Below are 13,638 nucleotides of genomic sequence, written 5' to 3'. Positions count from 1 at the left end.
CCACGCGGGTGAGACCGGCATCACGCGTGCACCCGTCCGGGTAGCGGCCGGAACCATGTCGCGCCGTCACCCGTCCTGATAAGCGTGGAACAGGTGACGATCAGCGGTGGCACGGGCTTCCTCGACGTGAACGCGCGGGCGCGGGCGGAGCTGCCGCAGTCGCTGCGGATCGCGCTGGCCACCGGGCAGCTGCGCCGTCCGCTGGCCACCACGCTCGGCCCGGTCCTCGACCTGCTCGTCGACGGCGACTACCGGGTGAGCGGCCCGGAACGGCTGCCGTCCGGCCAGGAGCTCACCCCGACCGACGCCTGGCCGCCGTCGGACGAGGCCCGCGTCGGCTACTACCGGACGGCCATCCGCAGCGGGCACCGGCCGGTCGCGGTGCTGCTGGCCGACGGCGAACGCGAGCTGATCATCGACGGTCACCACAAGATCGCCGCCTACCGCGCGGAAGAGGTCGCCCCCGCCGTCGTCCGGATCAGCCAGGGTCAGGCGTATTCGCCCTCGTAGGCCGCCAGCAGCTCGGCGTACACGGCTTCGGAACCGGGCAGGCGCTCGCCGTCGAGCGTGTGCACCCGGGTCAGCTTGCGGACGCTGGAGGCCATGAAGACACCGTCGCCCTCGACGAGGTCGCGCACGGTCAGCGGCTCCACCTTGACCGCCCAGCCCGCCTTCTCGGCGCCGCGGAACACCGCGGCCTGGGTGGTGCCCGGCAGGATCCCGATGCTCGACGGCGGCGTGTAGAGCGTCCGGCCCTTCGCGAGCACCACGGTCGACGTCGGGCCTTCGAACACCGAACCGTCGGCCGCGGTGAAAATCACATCTTCGGCACCGCGGCGGCCCGCCTCGCGGACCGCGGCCATGTTCATCGCGTACGACAGCGGCTTCGCACCGAGCAGCAGCCACGGCGCGCGCTCGGCGAGATCCGGCGGGAAACCGCGTTCGAGGGTGATCGCGGCGACGCCGTCGGCACGCGCTTTCAGCGTCGCCGGCGCGACCTCCGAACCGAGCGCGAAACCGGTCGGCACCGCGGCCGGGTCGCCCTCGGATCCCCGCGTGTACACCAGTTTCAGCACCATTTCGGGTCTGCCGGCCCACCTTTCGAGGACCAGCGAAACGACCCGCTCCCAGGCCGCGAGGTCGGGCTCCGGCAGGTCGAGCATGGCCGCCGAACGAGCCAGCCGCTCGAGGTGCGGCCGCAGTTCCCGGGGCTTGCCGTCGACGACCAAGATCGTCTCGAAGACGCCGTCGCCGCGCATCAGCCCGAGGTCGTCGACCTTGATCTGGGCCACGTCGGGGTCGGCCGGGGTTCCGTCGAGGAAGACGAGCACGCGCATGCGGACACCGTACTCACCTAGGCTGGGTGGTATGCCGTACCGCTCGCCGCTGCTGGACGTGCCCGGATCGATCCCCGCTCCTGACGACCATCCCGAAGCCGGAGTGCCCTGGCACTGGGGAGACCCCTTCGCGGAGCAGCGCACAGCCTCGCGCAGCGTGGTCGTGATCGACCGCTCGCACCGCGAATTCATCGCCGTCACCGGCGAAGAACGGCTGTCGTGGCTGCACCTGGTGATCTCGCAGCACGTGACCGGGCTGGCCGAAGGCTCCGGCACCGAGGCGCTGGTGCTGGACAGCCAGGGCCGCGTCGAGACGCACATGGTGCTCGCGCACCTCGACGGCACGGTCTACCTCGACTCGGACCCGGAACCGCAGGTGACCAGCGCGCTGCCCAAGGGCGGCCCCCAGACGCTGCGCGAGTACCTCGAAGCGATGAAGTTCTGGTCCAAGGTGGACATCCGCGACGCGTCCGGCGAGCTCGCGCTGCTCACCGTGCTGGGCCCGGACGCCGAGCGCGTGCTGAGCGCGGTCGGCGCCGAGGTCGGCCCGGAGCCGTACGCCGTCGCGGCGCTACCGGGCGGCGGGTTCGTCCGGCGGATGCCGTGGCCCGGCCGCTCCAGCGTCGATCTGGCGGTGCCGCGGGCCGCACTGGTGGACTGGTGGAAGCGGCTCACCGACGCGGGCGCGCGGGCGGCGGGCAGCTGGGTGTTCGACGCTCTGCGCGTCGAGTCGGTGCGGCCGCGGCTGGGCGTCGACACCGACGACCGCACGATCCCGCACGAGGTGGGCTGGGTCGGGTCGGCGGCGCACGTGGCGAAGGGCTGCTACCGCGGCCAGGAAACGGTGTCGAAGGTTCACAACGTGGGACGTCCGCCGCGGAACCTGCTCCTGCTGCACCTCGACGGCTCGCCCGAGGTCACCCCGGAGACCGGCGACCCGGTGCTGCTGGACGGCCGGCCGGTCGGCCGGATCGGCACGGTGATCCAGCACCACGAGCTCGGCCCGATCGCGTTGGCGCTGGTCAAGCGGTCGACACCGGTGGGCGCGGAGCTGCTGGCGGGGTCGGAGGACAACCTCGTCCAGGCGGCGATCGACCCCGATTCGGTGCCCGCGGAACAGCCCGCGCCGGGCCGTGCGGCGGCCGCCCAACTCCGCGGCTGAACCAGCGGCCCTGACAGCGAGATCACGCTCGACCGGGATAAACTGCGCTGTGATCGAAGTGCGGCCCGGTGGCAGGCGGCGGATCGACCGCGTGCTCGGCTCGGGGTACCTCAGCGGCCTGGGTGAACTGCCGCTGAACGTGCTGCGCGAGCGGCGCGACGAAGCCGCGCAGGAAGAGACCGACCTGTCCTACCTGCGCCGTCTTCTGCACGCCCGGATCGACATCGTGCGCGCGGAGCAGGCCCGGCGCAGTTCGGGCGGCGAAGCGAGCATCGTCGACCAGCTGGCCACGATCCTGGCCGACAACGCGCTGGGCCCGGCGGCGGGTTCGGGACGCCACCAGCAGCTCGAGCCGTCCCGCGCGGGCGAGCACCGGCGGCACGCGGAAGCCCTGATCGGCGACACGGACCTGACCGACGTCGGGTCCCTGTCGGACGAGAAGCTCGCCTCCGCGTTGGACACGTACGCGCGCGAAGAGCTTTCGGTGTCGTCGTTCCGCCGCGAGGTCCAAGGCGTGATGGACACGCTGAACGCGGAGATCGCGAAGCGCTACCAACAGGGCTCGGCCACAGTGGACGAGCTGCTGGAGAACGAAGGCGGCCGCGCCGAGTGACCAACCCCGTGCTGGCCGAAGTCGTCCGGTCCGGTTTCGTCGAAAGCGTCCACCGCGGCGCGCTGGTGATCACCGGCCCGGAAGGTGCGGTCCGGCTGGCACTGGGAGACGTGGTCTCGCCGGTGTACCCGCGGTCGTCGAACAAGCCGCTGCAGGCGGTCGGGATGCTGCGGGCGGGCCTGGACTTCACGGGCGAGGACCTGGCGCTGGCCTGCGCGTCCCACTCGGGCGAGCCGGGGCACGTGAAGCGGGTCCTGGAGCTGCTGGAGGCGGCCGGCCTGCGCGAAGAGCATTTGGCGTGCCCGCCGGACTTCCCGCTGCACGAACCGAGCATGCGCGACGCAGCCGAGCCGCGGCGCGTGACGATGAACTGTTCGGGCAAGCACACGGCGATGCTGACGACGTGCCTCCGGGCGGGTTGGCCGGTGGCGGGGTACGCGGCGCCGGACCACCCGCTGCAGCAGGCGCTGGCTTCGGCCGTCGCCTCCTTGACCGGCGAGCCGATCGCCCACACGGGAGTCGACGGGTGCGGCGCGCCGCTGTTCGCGTTTTCCCTGACGGGGCTGGCCCGGGCGTTCGGCCGTGTTGCGACTTCCGGTGGCGCGTGCGCGGAGGTGGCCTCGGCGATGCGGTCGCACCCGTGGCTGGTGGCGGGCACGGGCCGCGAGGACACGGTGCTGATGTCCGGTGTGGAGGGTCTGCTGGCGAAGGCGGGCGCGGAGGGCGTCCAGGCGTTCGCGTTGCCGGATGGGTTCGCGGTGGCGATGAAGATGGACGACGGCGCGAAGCGCGCGTGCGCACCGCTGGCGGTGGAGGCCCTGCGGTACCTGGGGGTGGACGTGTCCGGGCTTTCGGAGCCGGCTCGCCCGGAAGTCCGGGGCGGCGGGCGTCCGGTCGGGGAAATCCGGGTCCCGGAGCTGCACTGACCGGCTCGGCCGGCGCCGCCTTCGTGCCTGAGCAGCCCCCGTTTTCCACGCTACCGGGAGGTACCGACGGTTTCGGGCCGGGCAGCCCGCTGGGCCGTCCGGTTGTCCACTAGTTGGCGCGCTCGCGGGCGGCCACGTCGCCCCAGAACTCGCGCAGGTCGGAGAACAGTTCGGCCAGCTCCTCGACGTTGCCCGAGCGCAGCGCGTCCAGGATGTCGTGGACCTCGTCGGCCGTGTTGTCGGCCTCCAGGACCGGGTCCGTGAACAGCTGCACCAGGCCGCCGTAGTCGAGTTCGACCACCGAGTCCGGGTGGAAGTTGTCCAGCCAGCGGCGCGTCTCGAACAGCACGCGGCCCGGTCCGGAGTCGCCGAACGTCTGCTCCAGGAGCTCGCCCGCCTCACGGGCGCGGTGCTGGGCGTCGGCGAGGGTGGCGCGCCAGGACAGCTCGCGCCGGGAATCCGCGCGGCCCTCGCCGAGCACCAGCCGCCGTTCTTCCGGCTCGATCAGCACGAACCACGGCAGCGGGACGGTCCAGGTCGTCGACAGCGTGTGTGCCGCAGTCGTGCTCAAGTCCGCCATCGCCGACTTCGTCCGCCCGCGGATCGTCTCCTGCGTGAACCCGCCTTCGTCGAGGACGACGTTCTTCAGCGCCGGGTGCGCGTCGCCGAGGAAGGTGACCAGCGCGGCCGCCGAGCGGGCCCGCAGCTCCAACGGGCAGACGAGCGGGCCGTGCTCGGCCTTACCGCCCGGTACTTCCGCCGGGTCGAGCACCAGGACATCGGTCAGCAGGCTCGGCGCGGGCCGGCCGTCGGCCAGTTCGGCGGGCAGCAGCCGTCGCGGCGCGGCCACCTGTGACTTGAGCCACATGGCCTGCTCGCGCGCCCCGGCGTCCGCCCGCTGGAGCTTGGCCGCCGCGACGGCCGCGCGCAGCCGCTCGTCCGGCGGATCGCCCAGGGCGAGCAGGGGTTCGTACACCCGCAGGTAAGCCACAAAGGGACGGAGCACAGGTAGATCGTGGCACGTCTACCTGCGCCGATCGTCACCGACCGGCCGGTAACCGGTGTCCGGCGGACACTGTCACGACCGGCACACCGTGCCACGTCGCATCGAACCCCCCGGACACGGTACGGTGTGAGCAGGAAAGAATTGTCGAGACGATGCGGGGCCGCCGATTCCCCCGGCCGCCCCGCCCCTGTGCGAGGGGGTCGAGCCATGGGGCGCGGCCGGGCTAAGGCCAAGCAGACGAAGGTGGCGCGTGAGCTCAAGTACAGCTCGCACGAGACCGACTTCGATGCTTTGCAGCGCGAGCTGTCGAGTAGCTCCTCCAGTAGTCATTACGAGGAGTCCGACAGCGATGATCAAGACCCGTACGACGACGGGTACGACGAGTACCGTCGTTGAGCACGTGTAGACGCGCGAGGGTGGTGCCCATCCGGCAACCGCCCTCGCGCGTCGCGTGCTGCCCACAATCGTGTCCACAAGAGCACGCTGGGCTGCGAAGCGACAAGGAGTGAGCCGGTGGTAAGTCGGGTTGGAGTCGTCGGGGCGGGCCTCATGGGGTCCGGCATCGCCGAGGTGCACGCACGGTCCGGGTTGGACGTCGTCATCACCGAGGTGAACCAGCCGGCGCTCGACGCGGGCAAGGCGCGCATCGAGAAGTCGCTGCAACGCGGCGTCAAAAACGGCAAGCTGAGCGCCGAAGACGCCGACGCGGCGCTCGGCAGGCTCCGGTTCACGACGGACATCGCCGAGTTCGCCGACCGCGAACTGGTCATCGAGGCGATCCTCGAGCAGGAGCAGGCGAAGGTCGACGTCTTCCGCCAGCTGGACAAGATCGTCGAAGCCGAGGACGCGCTGTTCGCGTCCAACACGTCGTCGATCCCGATCATGAAGCTGGGCATGGCGACGAGCCGTCCGCAGCAGGTGGTCGGCATCCACTTCTTCAACCCGGTCCCGGTGCTGCCGCTGGTGGAGCTGGTGCCTTCGCTGCTGACCAGCGACGAAACCGCCCGCCGCGCGGAGGAGCACGCGACGACGGCACTGGGCAAGACCGTGATCCGCTCGCAGGACCGCGCCGGGTTCATCGTGAACTCGCTGCTGGTGCCGTACCTGCTCTCGGCGATCCGGATGATCGAGTCCGGCTTCGCGTCCGCGGAGGACATCGACCGCGGCATGGAGCTGGGCACCGCCCACCCGATGGGCCCGCTGCGGCTGTCCGACCTGATCGGGCTGGACACGATCAAGGCCATCGCGGACTCGATGTACGCGGAGTTCAAGGAGCCGCTGTACTCGTCGCCGCCGCTGCTGCTGCGCATGGTGGACGCGGGCCTCCTCGGCAAGAAGACCGGCCGGGGTTTCTACTCCTACGGCTGATCGAAGGTCACCGGCGCGTCGAACGCGGCGCGCCGGGCGGCCCGCCGCAGCACGGTGAGGATGGCCGGCCCGAGCGCGGCGATGGCGACGACGTTGGTGATCGCGCGGCCGGTGTCCCACCCGAGGGTCGAGGTCAGGACGGTGTAGGCGCCGAACCGCCGGAGGTTGTCGAGCAGCGGCGCGCCGGGCACGAAGCCGAGTTGCGTCCTGTCCCCGGCGAGGAACGGCCACGACCACAGGCTCATGAGCAGCCCGAAGAAGTAGGCCGCGAAGACGCCGTACCCGACGAGCAGGCCGATTTCGGCTTTGCCCCGCGGTTTCCGCGGCAGCAGCCCGGCCCCGAGCCCGACCAGCGAAGACGCAAGCATCTGGAACGGCAGCCACGGCCCGACCCCGGCGGTGAGCAACGCGCTGGTGAACAGCGACGTGGAGCCGAGCACGAACCCGAACCCGGGCCCGAAGACCCGCCCGGCGAGGACGAGCAGGAAGAAGACGAGTTCGACACCCCCGGTCCCGGCCCCGAGCGGCCGCAGCCCGGCGTTGACGGCCGAGAGCACGCCGAGGAGCGCGAGCGCCTTGGCATCGATGCCCCCTCGCGACAGTTCGGCGAGCACGACGAGGATCAGCACCGGCAGGGTCGCCATGAAGACGAAGGGCGCATCCGCGGTGTGCGCGGCAGCGGTCGGCTGAGGGTGGGCGAAGAGGGGCCAGCAGAACATGGCCAGCCCGAGCAGGCTCGCGACGGTGAGGACGAGCGCGGGCCGCGGGGTGAGCCGGATGGCGCGGGACGGCGGGCGGAGGAAGTCGGTCATGCCGGGTTCACCGCCGGCTCAAGGTCTGGTGACGGGCGAGGTCTCGGGAGCTGCGGTGCTCGGCGATGGCTGGTGGGCGGCGGAACGGTTGCGGGCTTACTGGGCGCCGCCGACCGCGCGCCGCGGACCAACGCAGGCCCGCTGGGCACCGGCCGATCGTCAGCCGCGAGCATTCCCGCGCGTTCATCGGGCACCGCCGACCGCTGCGCCTCCGCCGGGCACTGCCGAGCCGCGAGCGTCGCTGTGCATCCATCCGACACCGCCAACCGCCGACCAACACAGGCACCACTGCGCACCCGCCGGGCACCGGCCAGCCGCCGGTCGCAAGCGCCGCTGTGCGCCCAACCGGCAACGCCCACCGCGAACCAACGCAAGCGCGCGGCACACGGGCCAACCGCCGGTCGCGAGCGCCGCTGCGCGTCCGTCCGGCATCGGCGGCCGCGAGGTGGCGCAGGCGTTCCCGTGCCCGGACAGAGGTTGCCGAGCGGGTCGTGCGGGCCGCGATGTGGCGCTTGCGTTCCCGGTGCCCGGGCAAAGTTTGCCGAGCGGGTCGTGCGGGCCGCACTCGACTTCCCTGGGCCCCCGCCCCCGCCCCCCTCCACCCCTCCTCCGCCGCCTGCCTCCTCATGTCAGCGCTTCCGCTACCTCGTCCACCGTCAACCAGCGCTCCGGGGCCAGGATCTTCGCGACCTGCGGTGCGAATGCCGGGGATGCCACGACCACGTCCTTCGTCGGGCCGTCGGCCACCACCTCGCCGTCGGCCAGCACCACCACGCGGGTGGCCGCCGTCGCCACGAACTCGACGTCGTGGGTGGCCAGCACTATCGCCCGGCCCTGCGAGGCCAGCTCTCGCAGGGCCGTGGCGAAGCGCCGTTTTGCGTGGTAGTCGAGGCCACGGGTCGGCTCGTCGAGCAGGATCAGCGGTGGGGCCGACGCCAGCTGGACCGCCAGCACCAACGCCAGTCGCTGCCCTTCCGAGAGGTCGCCGGGGTGCGCTTCACCGGCTACTCCCGGGGCGAGCCTGTCCAGCAGGGCCCGGGCCGTTCCCGCCGGTACCTGCGACTCGGTGTCCGCCTGTGCGCACTCGGCGTCCACCGAATCGAGGTACAGCAGGTCGGCCGGGGTCTGCGGGACCAGACCCACGCGCTGACGGGCCACTCGTGGCTTGAGCGATGCCGGGTCCGCGCCGCCGACGTCGACCTTCCCCGCCGACCTCGGGCCACTGCCCTGCACCGCCCAGAGAAGCGACGACTTGCCGGAGCCGTTGCGTCCCATCAGCGCGACCACCTCGCCCGGTCCGACACGCAGGTCGACCCCGCGCACCGCCAGGACATCTCCGTATCGGACCACCACCCCTCTCACATCCAGTGCCGAACCGGTCACCGAGAGACTACGACCCACCACCGACAATTTCTGGAGCCGCGAACGCAGCGGCCCCGCGAGGCGCCGCGCGTCGCGGACCGACAGGGGCAGCGGTGACCAGCCCGCCAGCCGCCCCAGCTCGGCGATCGGCGGAGCGATCGACGACGTCGCCAGGATCTCCGCGGGCGGTCCCGACCGGACCGAGCCGTCGCCAGGCAGGTACAACAGCCGGTCCGCGTACTGCGCCACCCGCTCCATGCGGTGCTCCGCCACGATCACCGTCGTCCCCAGGTCGTGCACCAGCCGCGTGATCGCCGCGAGCACGTCCTCGGCGGCCGTCGGGTCCAGCGCGGACGTCGGCTCGTCGAGCACGACCACGGACGGGTGCGTCGTCAGCACCGAGCCGATCGCGACGCGTTGCTGCTGCCCGCCCGACAGCGTCCGAAGTGGACGGTTGCGCAGGTCCGCGATGCCGAGCAGGTCCAACGTCTCCTCGACGCGCTTGCGCATGACGTCCGGCGGTACCGCCAGCTGCTCCATCGCGTACGCGAGCTCCTCCTCGACGGTGTCCGTCACGAACCCGGCGAGCGGGTCCTGCCCGACGACACCGACGACCGACGCCAGCTCACGCGGTGGGTGGAGCGACGTGTCGAGACCGGCGACGACGACCCGGCCGGCCAGCCGGCCGCCGGTGAAGTGCGGGACGAGCCCGTTGATCGCGCCGAGGAACGTCGACTTGCCCGCTCCCGTCGGGCCCGCGACCAGGCACAACTCGCCTTCTTCGACCAGCAGGGACACGTCCGACAGCACCGGCCGCGAGGCGTCCGGGTAGGTCACCGTGACCCGCGAGAACTCGATCACCGGACGACCTCCCGAACCGGCGGCGCCAGAACCGCCGGCAGCGCCCCGACCAGCAACGACAACGCGTGCACCCAGGACACCTCCGGCCAGCGCAAGGGACTCAGCGAGGGGAACAGCCGGCCCGGGTCGACCCGGGCGGTCGCGAACAGCAGCACGCACGCGCCGACGCCGGCCGCGACGACCAGCGTCTCGGGCCAGCCCCACGGGTCCGGCCGGTACGCCGTCCGCCGCACCCGGCGGCCACCGAGGACGAACCCCGCGACGGCCACGGCCAGCCCCGCCGCCAGCAACGGCAGCCCGAGCCAGGACGACGTCCCGTCGAGCACGCCGTAGACGCCGACGCACACGCCGGCCAGCCCGGCCAGGACGCAGGCAGCGATCAGCGCCCGCAGCCGCACGCCGAGGTACGCCCGGCGGCCGTAGCCGCGGGAGTCCATCGCGGCCGCCAGCCGCAGCGACCGCTCCATCGCATCCTCCAGCACCGGCACCACGATGCCCTTCACCGCGCGCAGCCCGCGCGCGGGCCCCGCCCGCAGCCGGCGGGCCCGCCGCACGCGCTGGACGCTCTCGACGAGCTGCGGCGCGACCGTCAACGCCACCGTCACCGCCGTCCCCACCTCGGACAACGCTCCCGGCACGGCCTTGAGCAGGCGTTTCGGGTTGGCCAGAGCGTTCGCCGCCCCGACGCAGACGACCATCGTCGCCAGCCGTAGGCCGTCGTAGAGGCCGCCGAGCAGCGCCTCCGCCGTCGTCGGGCCGAACAGGGCCAACCCGGCGGCGAGCGGGATGCGGGGCAGGGTGAACAGCACGTGGCCACCGTCCTCGCCGCCGAGCAGGATCCGGAACAGCACGCGGGAGGCGACGATCACCGCGCCGACGTAGACGTACAGCCGGAACGCCAGCGCCCAGGGCGCGTCACTGCGCCGGTTCGCGACGACGAACCCGGCGACGGCGATGATCAGGCCGAGCAGCAGCGGGTTCGTCGTCCGGCTGGCCGCGACGGCCAGCGAGAGCGCCCAGGCCCACCAGGCGCCGGGGTGCAGCGCCCTACTGCGCACGCCGGCGCCGGGCGACGACGATCGCCGCGCCGCCGACCAGCACGATCACCACGGCCCCGAGCACCACGCCCCACGGGAACGAACCGCCCTGGTCAGCGGGGGCGGCGGGAGCCGGCGAAGCGGCCTGGCGCGCCGGCGGCACCCGCGGCGGTGCCGGCAGGTCGTTCGCCGACTTCGGGCGCGCGAACGCCCACCCCTCGAACCCACCGGGGGCCGGCTTCGCCGTCTGCGCGCCTTCCTGGCTCGACGTCCAGGTCCCCCCGGCGGCGGGGGCGTGCCAGTAGCTCCAGTACGCCGTCGCCGACGGCATCCCCGCGCAGGACTCGACGTCGGGGCCGGGCTTGCCGTTGATCCGGCAGGCGACGGCGAGGCCGTACTTCTGCGAGCCCGCCACCTCGATTCCGGCCTCCTGCAGGGCGGCGATGCCGTTCGCGGGCGTGCCCGCGGCACAGCGGACCACCGGCGCCGGGCCCAGATCGCCGAAGTCGACGACCACCGTCACGCCGCCGCCCTCGGGGCAGGGCCCGTCCGTGCCCGCCGCCGACGCGGGCGCGGCACCCACGAAGGCGGCGCCGAACAGGAGCGCGCAGACGACGGCGAAGCGGGAGGCGATCATGCAGGCACCTTAACCAGGACGGCACCCGCCGAAGGTGCGGTTCCGGCGCGACGCGGGACACACCTAGACTGCGGGCGTGGGACAGCTCATCGCGGACGGACAGTTGCGCGTCGGCCTGATCGGCGCCGGCCCGTGGGCGACGACGATCCACGCGCCCGGAATCGCCGATCACCCCGGTACGGCGCTGACCGCGGTCTGGGCCCGGCGGCCGGAAGCGGCGCAAGCGCTTGCGGAGACGCACTGCGCGGCCACCGCCGCCAGCGTCGAGGAGCTGTTCGAGCAGGTGGACGCGGTGGCGCTCGCCGTGCCGCCGTCGATCCAGGCCGAGCTCGGCGTGCGTGCGGCCGAAGCCGGGAAGCACCTGATCCTGGAGAAGCCGATCGCCGCCGACCTCGCCGGTGCGCGGCGGCTGGCCGACGCCGTCGCCGCTGCCGACGTGGCCGCGCTGGTCGTGCTGACCCTGCGCTACTCCGCCCAGACGCAGGAGTGGCTCGCCGGCCTGGCCCAAGCGGGTGGCTGGGCGGGCGGCGGGGCGCGCTGGCTGTCCGGCGCGCTGCTCGGCGGCCAGTACGCCGGCTCGGCGTGGCGCCAGGACGACGGCGGCGCGCTGTTCGACATCGGCCCGCACGCCCTCGACATGCTGGACGCGGCGCTCGGCCCGATCACCGAGGTGGTGGCGGCCCGGCAGAGCCCCGGCGACCTCTGGCACCTGATGCTGGCCCACGAGGACGGCGTGGTCAGCACGGCCACGCTCTCGCTGCGGCTGCCGGTGCAGCCGACCGTCGTCGAGGTCGCGGTCTGGGGCGAGCACGGGTACCGGACGCTCGGTCGCAAACCGGGCTCGGCGCAGGAGTCCTACACCGCGCTGCTGGACGACTTCGCGGCGATGATCGCCAGCGGCACGACGACGCACCCCTGCGACGTCCGGCGCGGTCTGCACCTGCAGGAATTGCTCGAGCAGGCGCGCGACCTCGCCGCGAAGTAGTACACAGGGCTGGTTCACGCTTTTTCCATGCACGACAGGGCTTTCACACCTGTCCCCAGAATCCATCCACAGGGTTGTCCACAGCTTCCACTGTGGACAGTGTGGTCCCCTGAGCGAACCACGGGACGACAAACGGCGCCACCGGAAAGATCACCGGATAAGGCGGTCTGCCGGGCGAGCCGCAACGCCGTAAACCGCTTGCCCGCCGTGCGATCATGACCGGGAAGAGCCCGTCCGACCTCAAGGAATGACCGCCTATGCCTGGCGCCGTCCCCGGCGTCGGCCCCCGCTAGGCCCGACGCCCAGCGCCCCGCCCGCAGGCCCTTCCGCGGCCGCGGTTCCTTGACGTGCTCTTCGAAAGGCTCACATGTCTGCCATCCAGGCCTACGTCCGCGCGACCGCACCGCGCGGCCGCGAGACCGAGCGGGTCGGCCCGTTCCTCGCCACCTACTCGCCGGGCACACCGCACCCGATGCTCAACTACGCGATCCCGGACGACGGCGCGCAGCCGACGGCGGCCGAGATCGACGCGCTCACCGCGGCCTACCGGCGGCGGGGCCTGCTCCCGCGGCTCGAGTACTTCACCGACGTCGCTCCCGAGCTGGAGGAACTCCTGGCCGGGGCGGGGTACGAGCTCGAACGGCGGGTGCCGCTGATGACCTGCGCGCCGGCCGCGCGGGTCGACCGGCCGGTGCCGTCGGGCGTCCGGCTGCGGGTGCCGGAGTCCGACGACGACCTGCGGCGGATGCGGGAAGCGCAGAACACGGCGTTCGGCGAACCCGCGGAGGTCGGCGACGACGAGGTCGAACAGCTGAAGTCCGGCGGACGGCACCTGCTCGCGGAAGCCGGCGGCGTGGTCGTCGGCGGCGTGGTCGTCGGCGGCGGGGTCGCCCTCGACATCGTCGACGGCACCACCGAGATCGCCGGGATCGCCGTGCTCGAGCCGTACCGCGGCCGCGGGATCGCCGCGGCGCTCACCGCCCGGCTGACCCGCGAGGTCCACGAGGCCGGGGCGCACACGGCGTTCCTCACCCCCGGTGACCTGGGGATCGGGCACGTCTACGCCCGCGTCGGCTACCGGCCGGCGGGCGAGTGCGTGCACCTGTCGGTGCGCTAGTCGTCGAAGCGGCCGGAGCGGCCCTTCTTCACGTCGCTCCGGCGCTTCTTCGACGCCAGGCGGCGTTCCTTCGAACCGCGGGACGGCTTCGTGGGACGCCGCTTGGCGGGCGGCGGGGCCGAGGCGTCGAGCAGGAGGTTCGCCAGCCGGCCGCGCGCGGCCTCCCGGTTCTGCAGCTGGGACCGGTGTTCGCTGGCCGCGATCGTCAGGACGCCGTCGACGAGCCGCGAGCCGAGTCCGGCCAGGACGCGGTCGCGCAGGTGCTCGGGGATCGACGGCGACGCGGCGACGTCGAAGGACAGCTCGACGCGCGAGTCCGTGGTGTTCACACCCTGCCCGCCCGGGCCGGACGAGCGCGAGAAGCGCTCGCTCAATTCGGCTCCCGGGATCGTGAACCGGGAGCCGACCACCACGT

At 72.8% G+C, this 13,638-nt stretch carries 15 protein-coding genes; 8 read left to right on the top strand and 7 right to left on the bottom strand.

Annotated features, from left to right (window positions below; all coding sequences use genetic code 11):
• Positions 1 to 84: 84 nt before the first annotated feature.
• A complete protein-coding gene (locus ACLJPY_RS37865; RefSeq protein ID WP_410595808.1) occupies positions 85 to 510 on the top strand; it encodes a hypothetical protein in 426 nt (141 codons plus the stop codon).
• On the opposite strand, the gene ACLJPY_RS37860 is transcribed toward ACLJPY_RS37865, so the two are convergent.
• Positions 489 to 1,337 (bottom strand): aminodeoxychorismate lyase, encoded by an 849-nt coding sequence (locus tag ACLJPY_RS37860; RefSeq protein WP_410595807.1) that lies wholly within the window; start codon positions 1,335 to 1,337, stop codon positions 489 to 491. The genes ACLJPY_RS37865 and ACLJPY_RS37860 overlap by 22 nt on opposite strands.
• 31 nt (positions 1,338 to 1,368) lie before the next feature.
• Here ACLJPY_RS37860 and ACLJPY_RS37855 point away from each other — a divergent pair, with 31 nt between their 5' ends.
• Genes ACLJPY_RS37855 through ACLJPY_RS37845 form a run of 3 tightly spaced genes read left to right on the top strand, consistent with a single transcriptional unit; the run spans position 1,369 to position 4,038 of the window.
• The gene (locus tag ACLJPY_RS37855; RefSeq protein WP_410595806.1) at positions 1,369 to 2,499 is read left to right on the top strand and encodes a YgfZ/GcvT domain-containing protein; all 1,131 of its coding nucleotides are present in this window, start codon (positions 1,369 to 1,371) and stop codon (positions 2,497 to 2,499) included.
• Between the two features lie 49 nt (positions 2,500 to 2,548).
• On the top strand, positions 2,549 to 3,112 hold the full coding sequence (locus tag ACLJPY_RS37850; protein ID WP_410595805.1) for an aerial mycelium formation protein: 564 nt from the start codon (positions 2,549 to 2,551) through the stop codon (positions 3,110 to 3,112).
• On the top strand, positions 3,109 to 4,038 hold the full coding sequence (locus ACLJPY_RS37845) for an asparaginase (RefSeq protein ID WP_410595804.1): 930 nt from the start codon (positions 3,109 to 3,111) through the stop codon (positions 4,036 to 4,038). The genes ACLJPY_RS37850 and ACLJPY_RS37845 overlap by 4 nt, the downstream gene beginning before the upstream one ends.
• A gap of 109 nt (positions 4,039 to 4,147) precedes the next feature.
• Here the strand turns inward: ACLJPY_RS37845 and ACLJPY_RS37840 are convergent, their stop codons facing one another.
• The gene (locus tag ACLJPY_RS37840) at positions 4,148 to 5,044 is read right to left on the bottom strand and encodes a hypothetical protein (protein WP_410595803.1); all 897 of its coding nucleotides are present in this window, start codon (positions 5,042 to 5,044) and stop codon (positions 4,148 to 4,150) included.
• 207 nt (positions 5,045 to 5,251) lie between these two features.
• Between ACLJPY_RS37840 and ACLJPY_RS37835 the strand changes: the two genes are divergently transcribed.
• Entirely contained in the window at positions 5,252 to 5,440 is a 189-nt protein-coding gene (locus ACLJPY_RS37835; RefSeq protein ID WP_410595802.1) for a DUF3073 domain-containing protein, read from the top strand.
• 117 nt (positions 5,441 to 5,557) lie between these two features.
• Positions 5,558 to 6,412 carry a 3-hydroxybutyryl-CoA dehydrogenase gene (locus ACLJPY_RS37830; protein ID WP_410595801.1) on the top strand — a complete coding sequence of 285 codons (855 nt, stop codon included), beginning with the start codon at positions 5,558 to 5,560 and terminating at the stop codon, positions 6,410 to 6,412.
• Here the strand turns inward: ACLJPY_RS37830 and ACLJPY_RS37825 are convergent.
• The 4 genes from ACLJPY_RS37825 to ACLJPY_RS37810 form a co-directional block, all read right to left on the bottom strand.
• Positions 6,403 to 7,224 carry an ECF transporter S component gene (locus ACLJPY_RS37825; protein ID WP_410595800.1) on the bottom strand — a complete coding sequence of 274 codons (822 nt, stop codon included), beginning with the start codon at positions 7,222 to 7,224 and terminating at the stop codon, positions 6,403 to 6,405. The genes ACLJPY_RS37830 and ACLJPY_RS37825 overlap by 10 nt on opposite strands.
• Before the next feature lie 624 nt (positions 7,225 to 7,848).
• Positions 7,849 to 9,447: an ABC transporter ATP-binding protein gene (locus ACLJPY_RS37820; RefSeq protein WP_410595799.1), complete on the bottom strand. Its 1,599-nt coding sequence runs from the start codon at positions 9,445 to 9,447 to the stop codon at positions 7,849 to 7,851.
• The gene (locus ACLJPY_RS37815) at positions 9,444 to 10,505 is read right to left on the bottom strand and encodes a CbiQ family ECF transporter T component (protein WP_410595798.1); all 1,062 of its coding nucleotides are present in this window, start codon (positions 10,503 to 10,505) and stop codon (positions 9,444 to 9,446) included. Before ACLJPY_RS37815 ends, ACLJPY_RS37820 begins: the two co-directional genes overlap by 4 nt.
• Positions 10,495 to 11,121 carry a hypothetical protein gene (locus tag ACLJPY_RS37810; protein ID WP_410595797.1) on the bottom strand — a complete coding sequence of 209 codons (627 nt, stop codon included), beginning with the start codon at positions 11,119 to 11,121 and terminating at the stop codon, positions 10,495 to 10,497. The genes ACLJPY_RS37815 and ACLJPY_RS37810 overlap by 11 nt, the downstream gene beginning before the upstream one ends.
• A gap of 76 nt (positions 11,122 to 11,197) precedes the next feature.
• On the opposite strand from ACLJPY_RS37810, the gene ACLJPY_RS37805 reads away from it, so the two are divergent.
• The gene (locus ACLJPY_RS37805; RefSeq protein ID WP_410595796.1) at positions 11,198 to 12,106 is read left to right on the top strand and encodes a Gfo/Idh/MocA family protein; all 909 of its coding nucleotides are present in this window, start codon (positions 11,198 to 11,200) and stop codon (positions 12,104 to 12,106) included.
• A gap of 367 nt (positions 12,107 to 12,473) precedes the next feature.
• Complete coding sequence (locus tag ACLJPY_RS37800) at positions 12,474 to 13,223, top strand: GNAT family N-acetyltransferase (protein ID WP_410595795.1); 750 nt, start codon at positions 12,474 to 12,476, stop codon at positions 13,221 to 13,223.
• Here ACLJPY_RS37800 and arfB read toward each other — a convergent pair.
• On the bottom strand, positions 13,220 to 13,636 hold the full coding sequence (gene arfB / locus ACLJPY_RS37795) for an alternative ribosome rescue aminoacyl-tRNA hydrolase ArfB (protein WP_410595902.1): 417 nt from the start codon (positions 13,634 to 13,636) through the stop codon (positions 13,220 to 13,222). The two genes, ACLJPY_RS37800 and arfB, sit on opposite strands and share 4 nt — an antisense overlap.
• Between the last annotated feature and the right edge of the window lie 2 nt (positions 13,637 to 13,638).

The organism is Amycolatopsis sp. lyj-23, from assembly GCF_046549135.1.
GTDB lineage: Bacteria > Actinomycetota > Actinomycetes > Mycobacteriales > Pseudonocardiaceae > Amycolatopsis.
This window is presented reverse-complemented; position numbering and strand designations above follow the sequence as displayed.

Coding starts and splice junctions, on each gene's coding strand:
- ACLJPY_RS37835 (WP_410595802.1), top strand. CDS start 5,252: ATGGGGCGCGGCCGGGCTAAGGCCAAGCAGACGAAGGTGGCGCGTGAG.
- ACLJPY_RS37810 (WP_410595797.1), bottom strand. CDS start 11,121: ATGATCGCCTCCCGCTTCGCCGTCGTCTGCGCGCTCCTGTTCGGCGCC.
- ACLJPY_RS37855 (WP_410595806.1), top strand. CDS start 1,369: ATGCCGTACCGCTCGCCGCTGCTGGACGTGCCCGGATCGATCCCCGCT.
- ACLJPY_RS37800 (WP_410595795.1), top strand. CDS start 12,474: ATGTCTGCCATCCAGGCCTACGTCCGCGCGACCGCACCGCGCGGCCGC.
- ACLJPY_RS37825 (WP_410595800.1), bottom strand. CDS start 7,224: ATGACCGACTTCCTCCGCCCGCCGTCCCGCGCCATCCGGCTCACCCCG.
- ACLJPY_RS37860 (WP_410595807.1), bottom strand. CDS start 1,337: ATGCGCGTGCTCGTCTTCCTCGACGGAACCCCGGCCGACCCCGACGTG.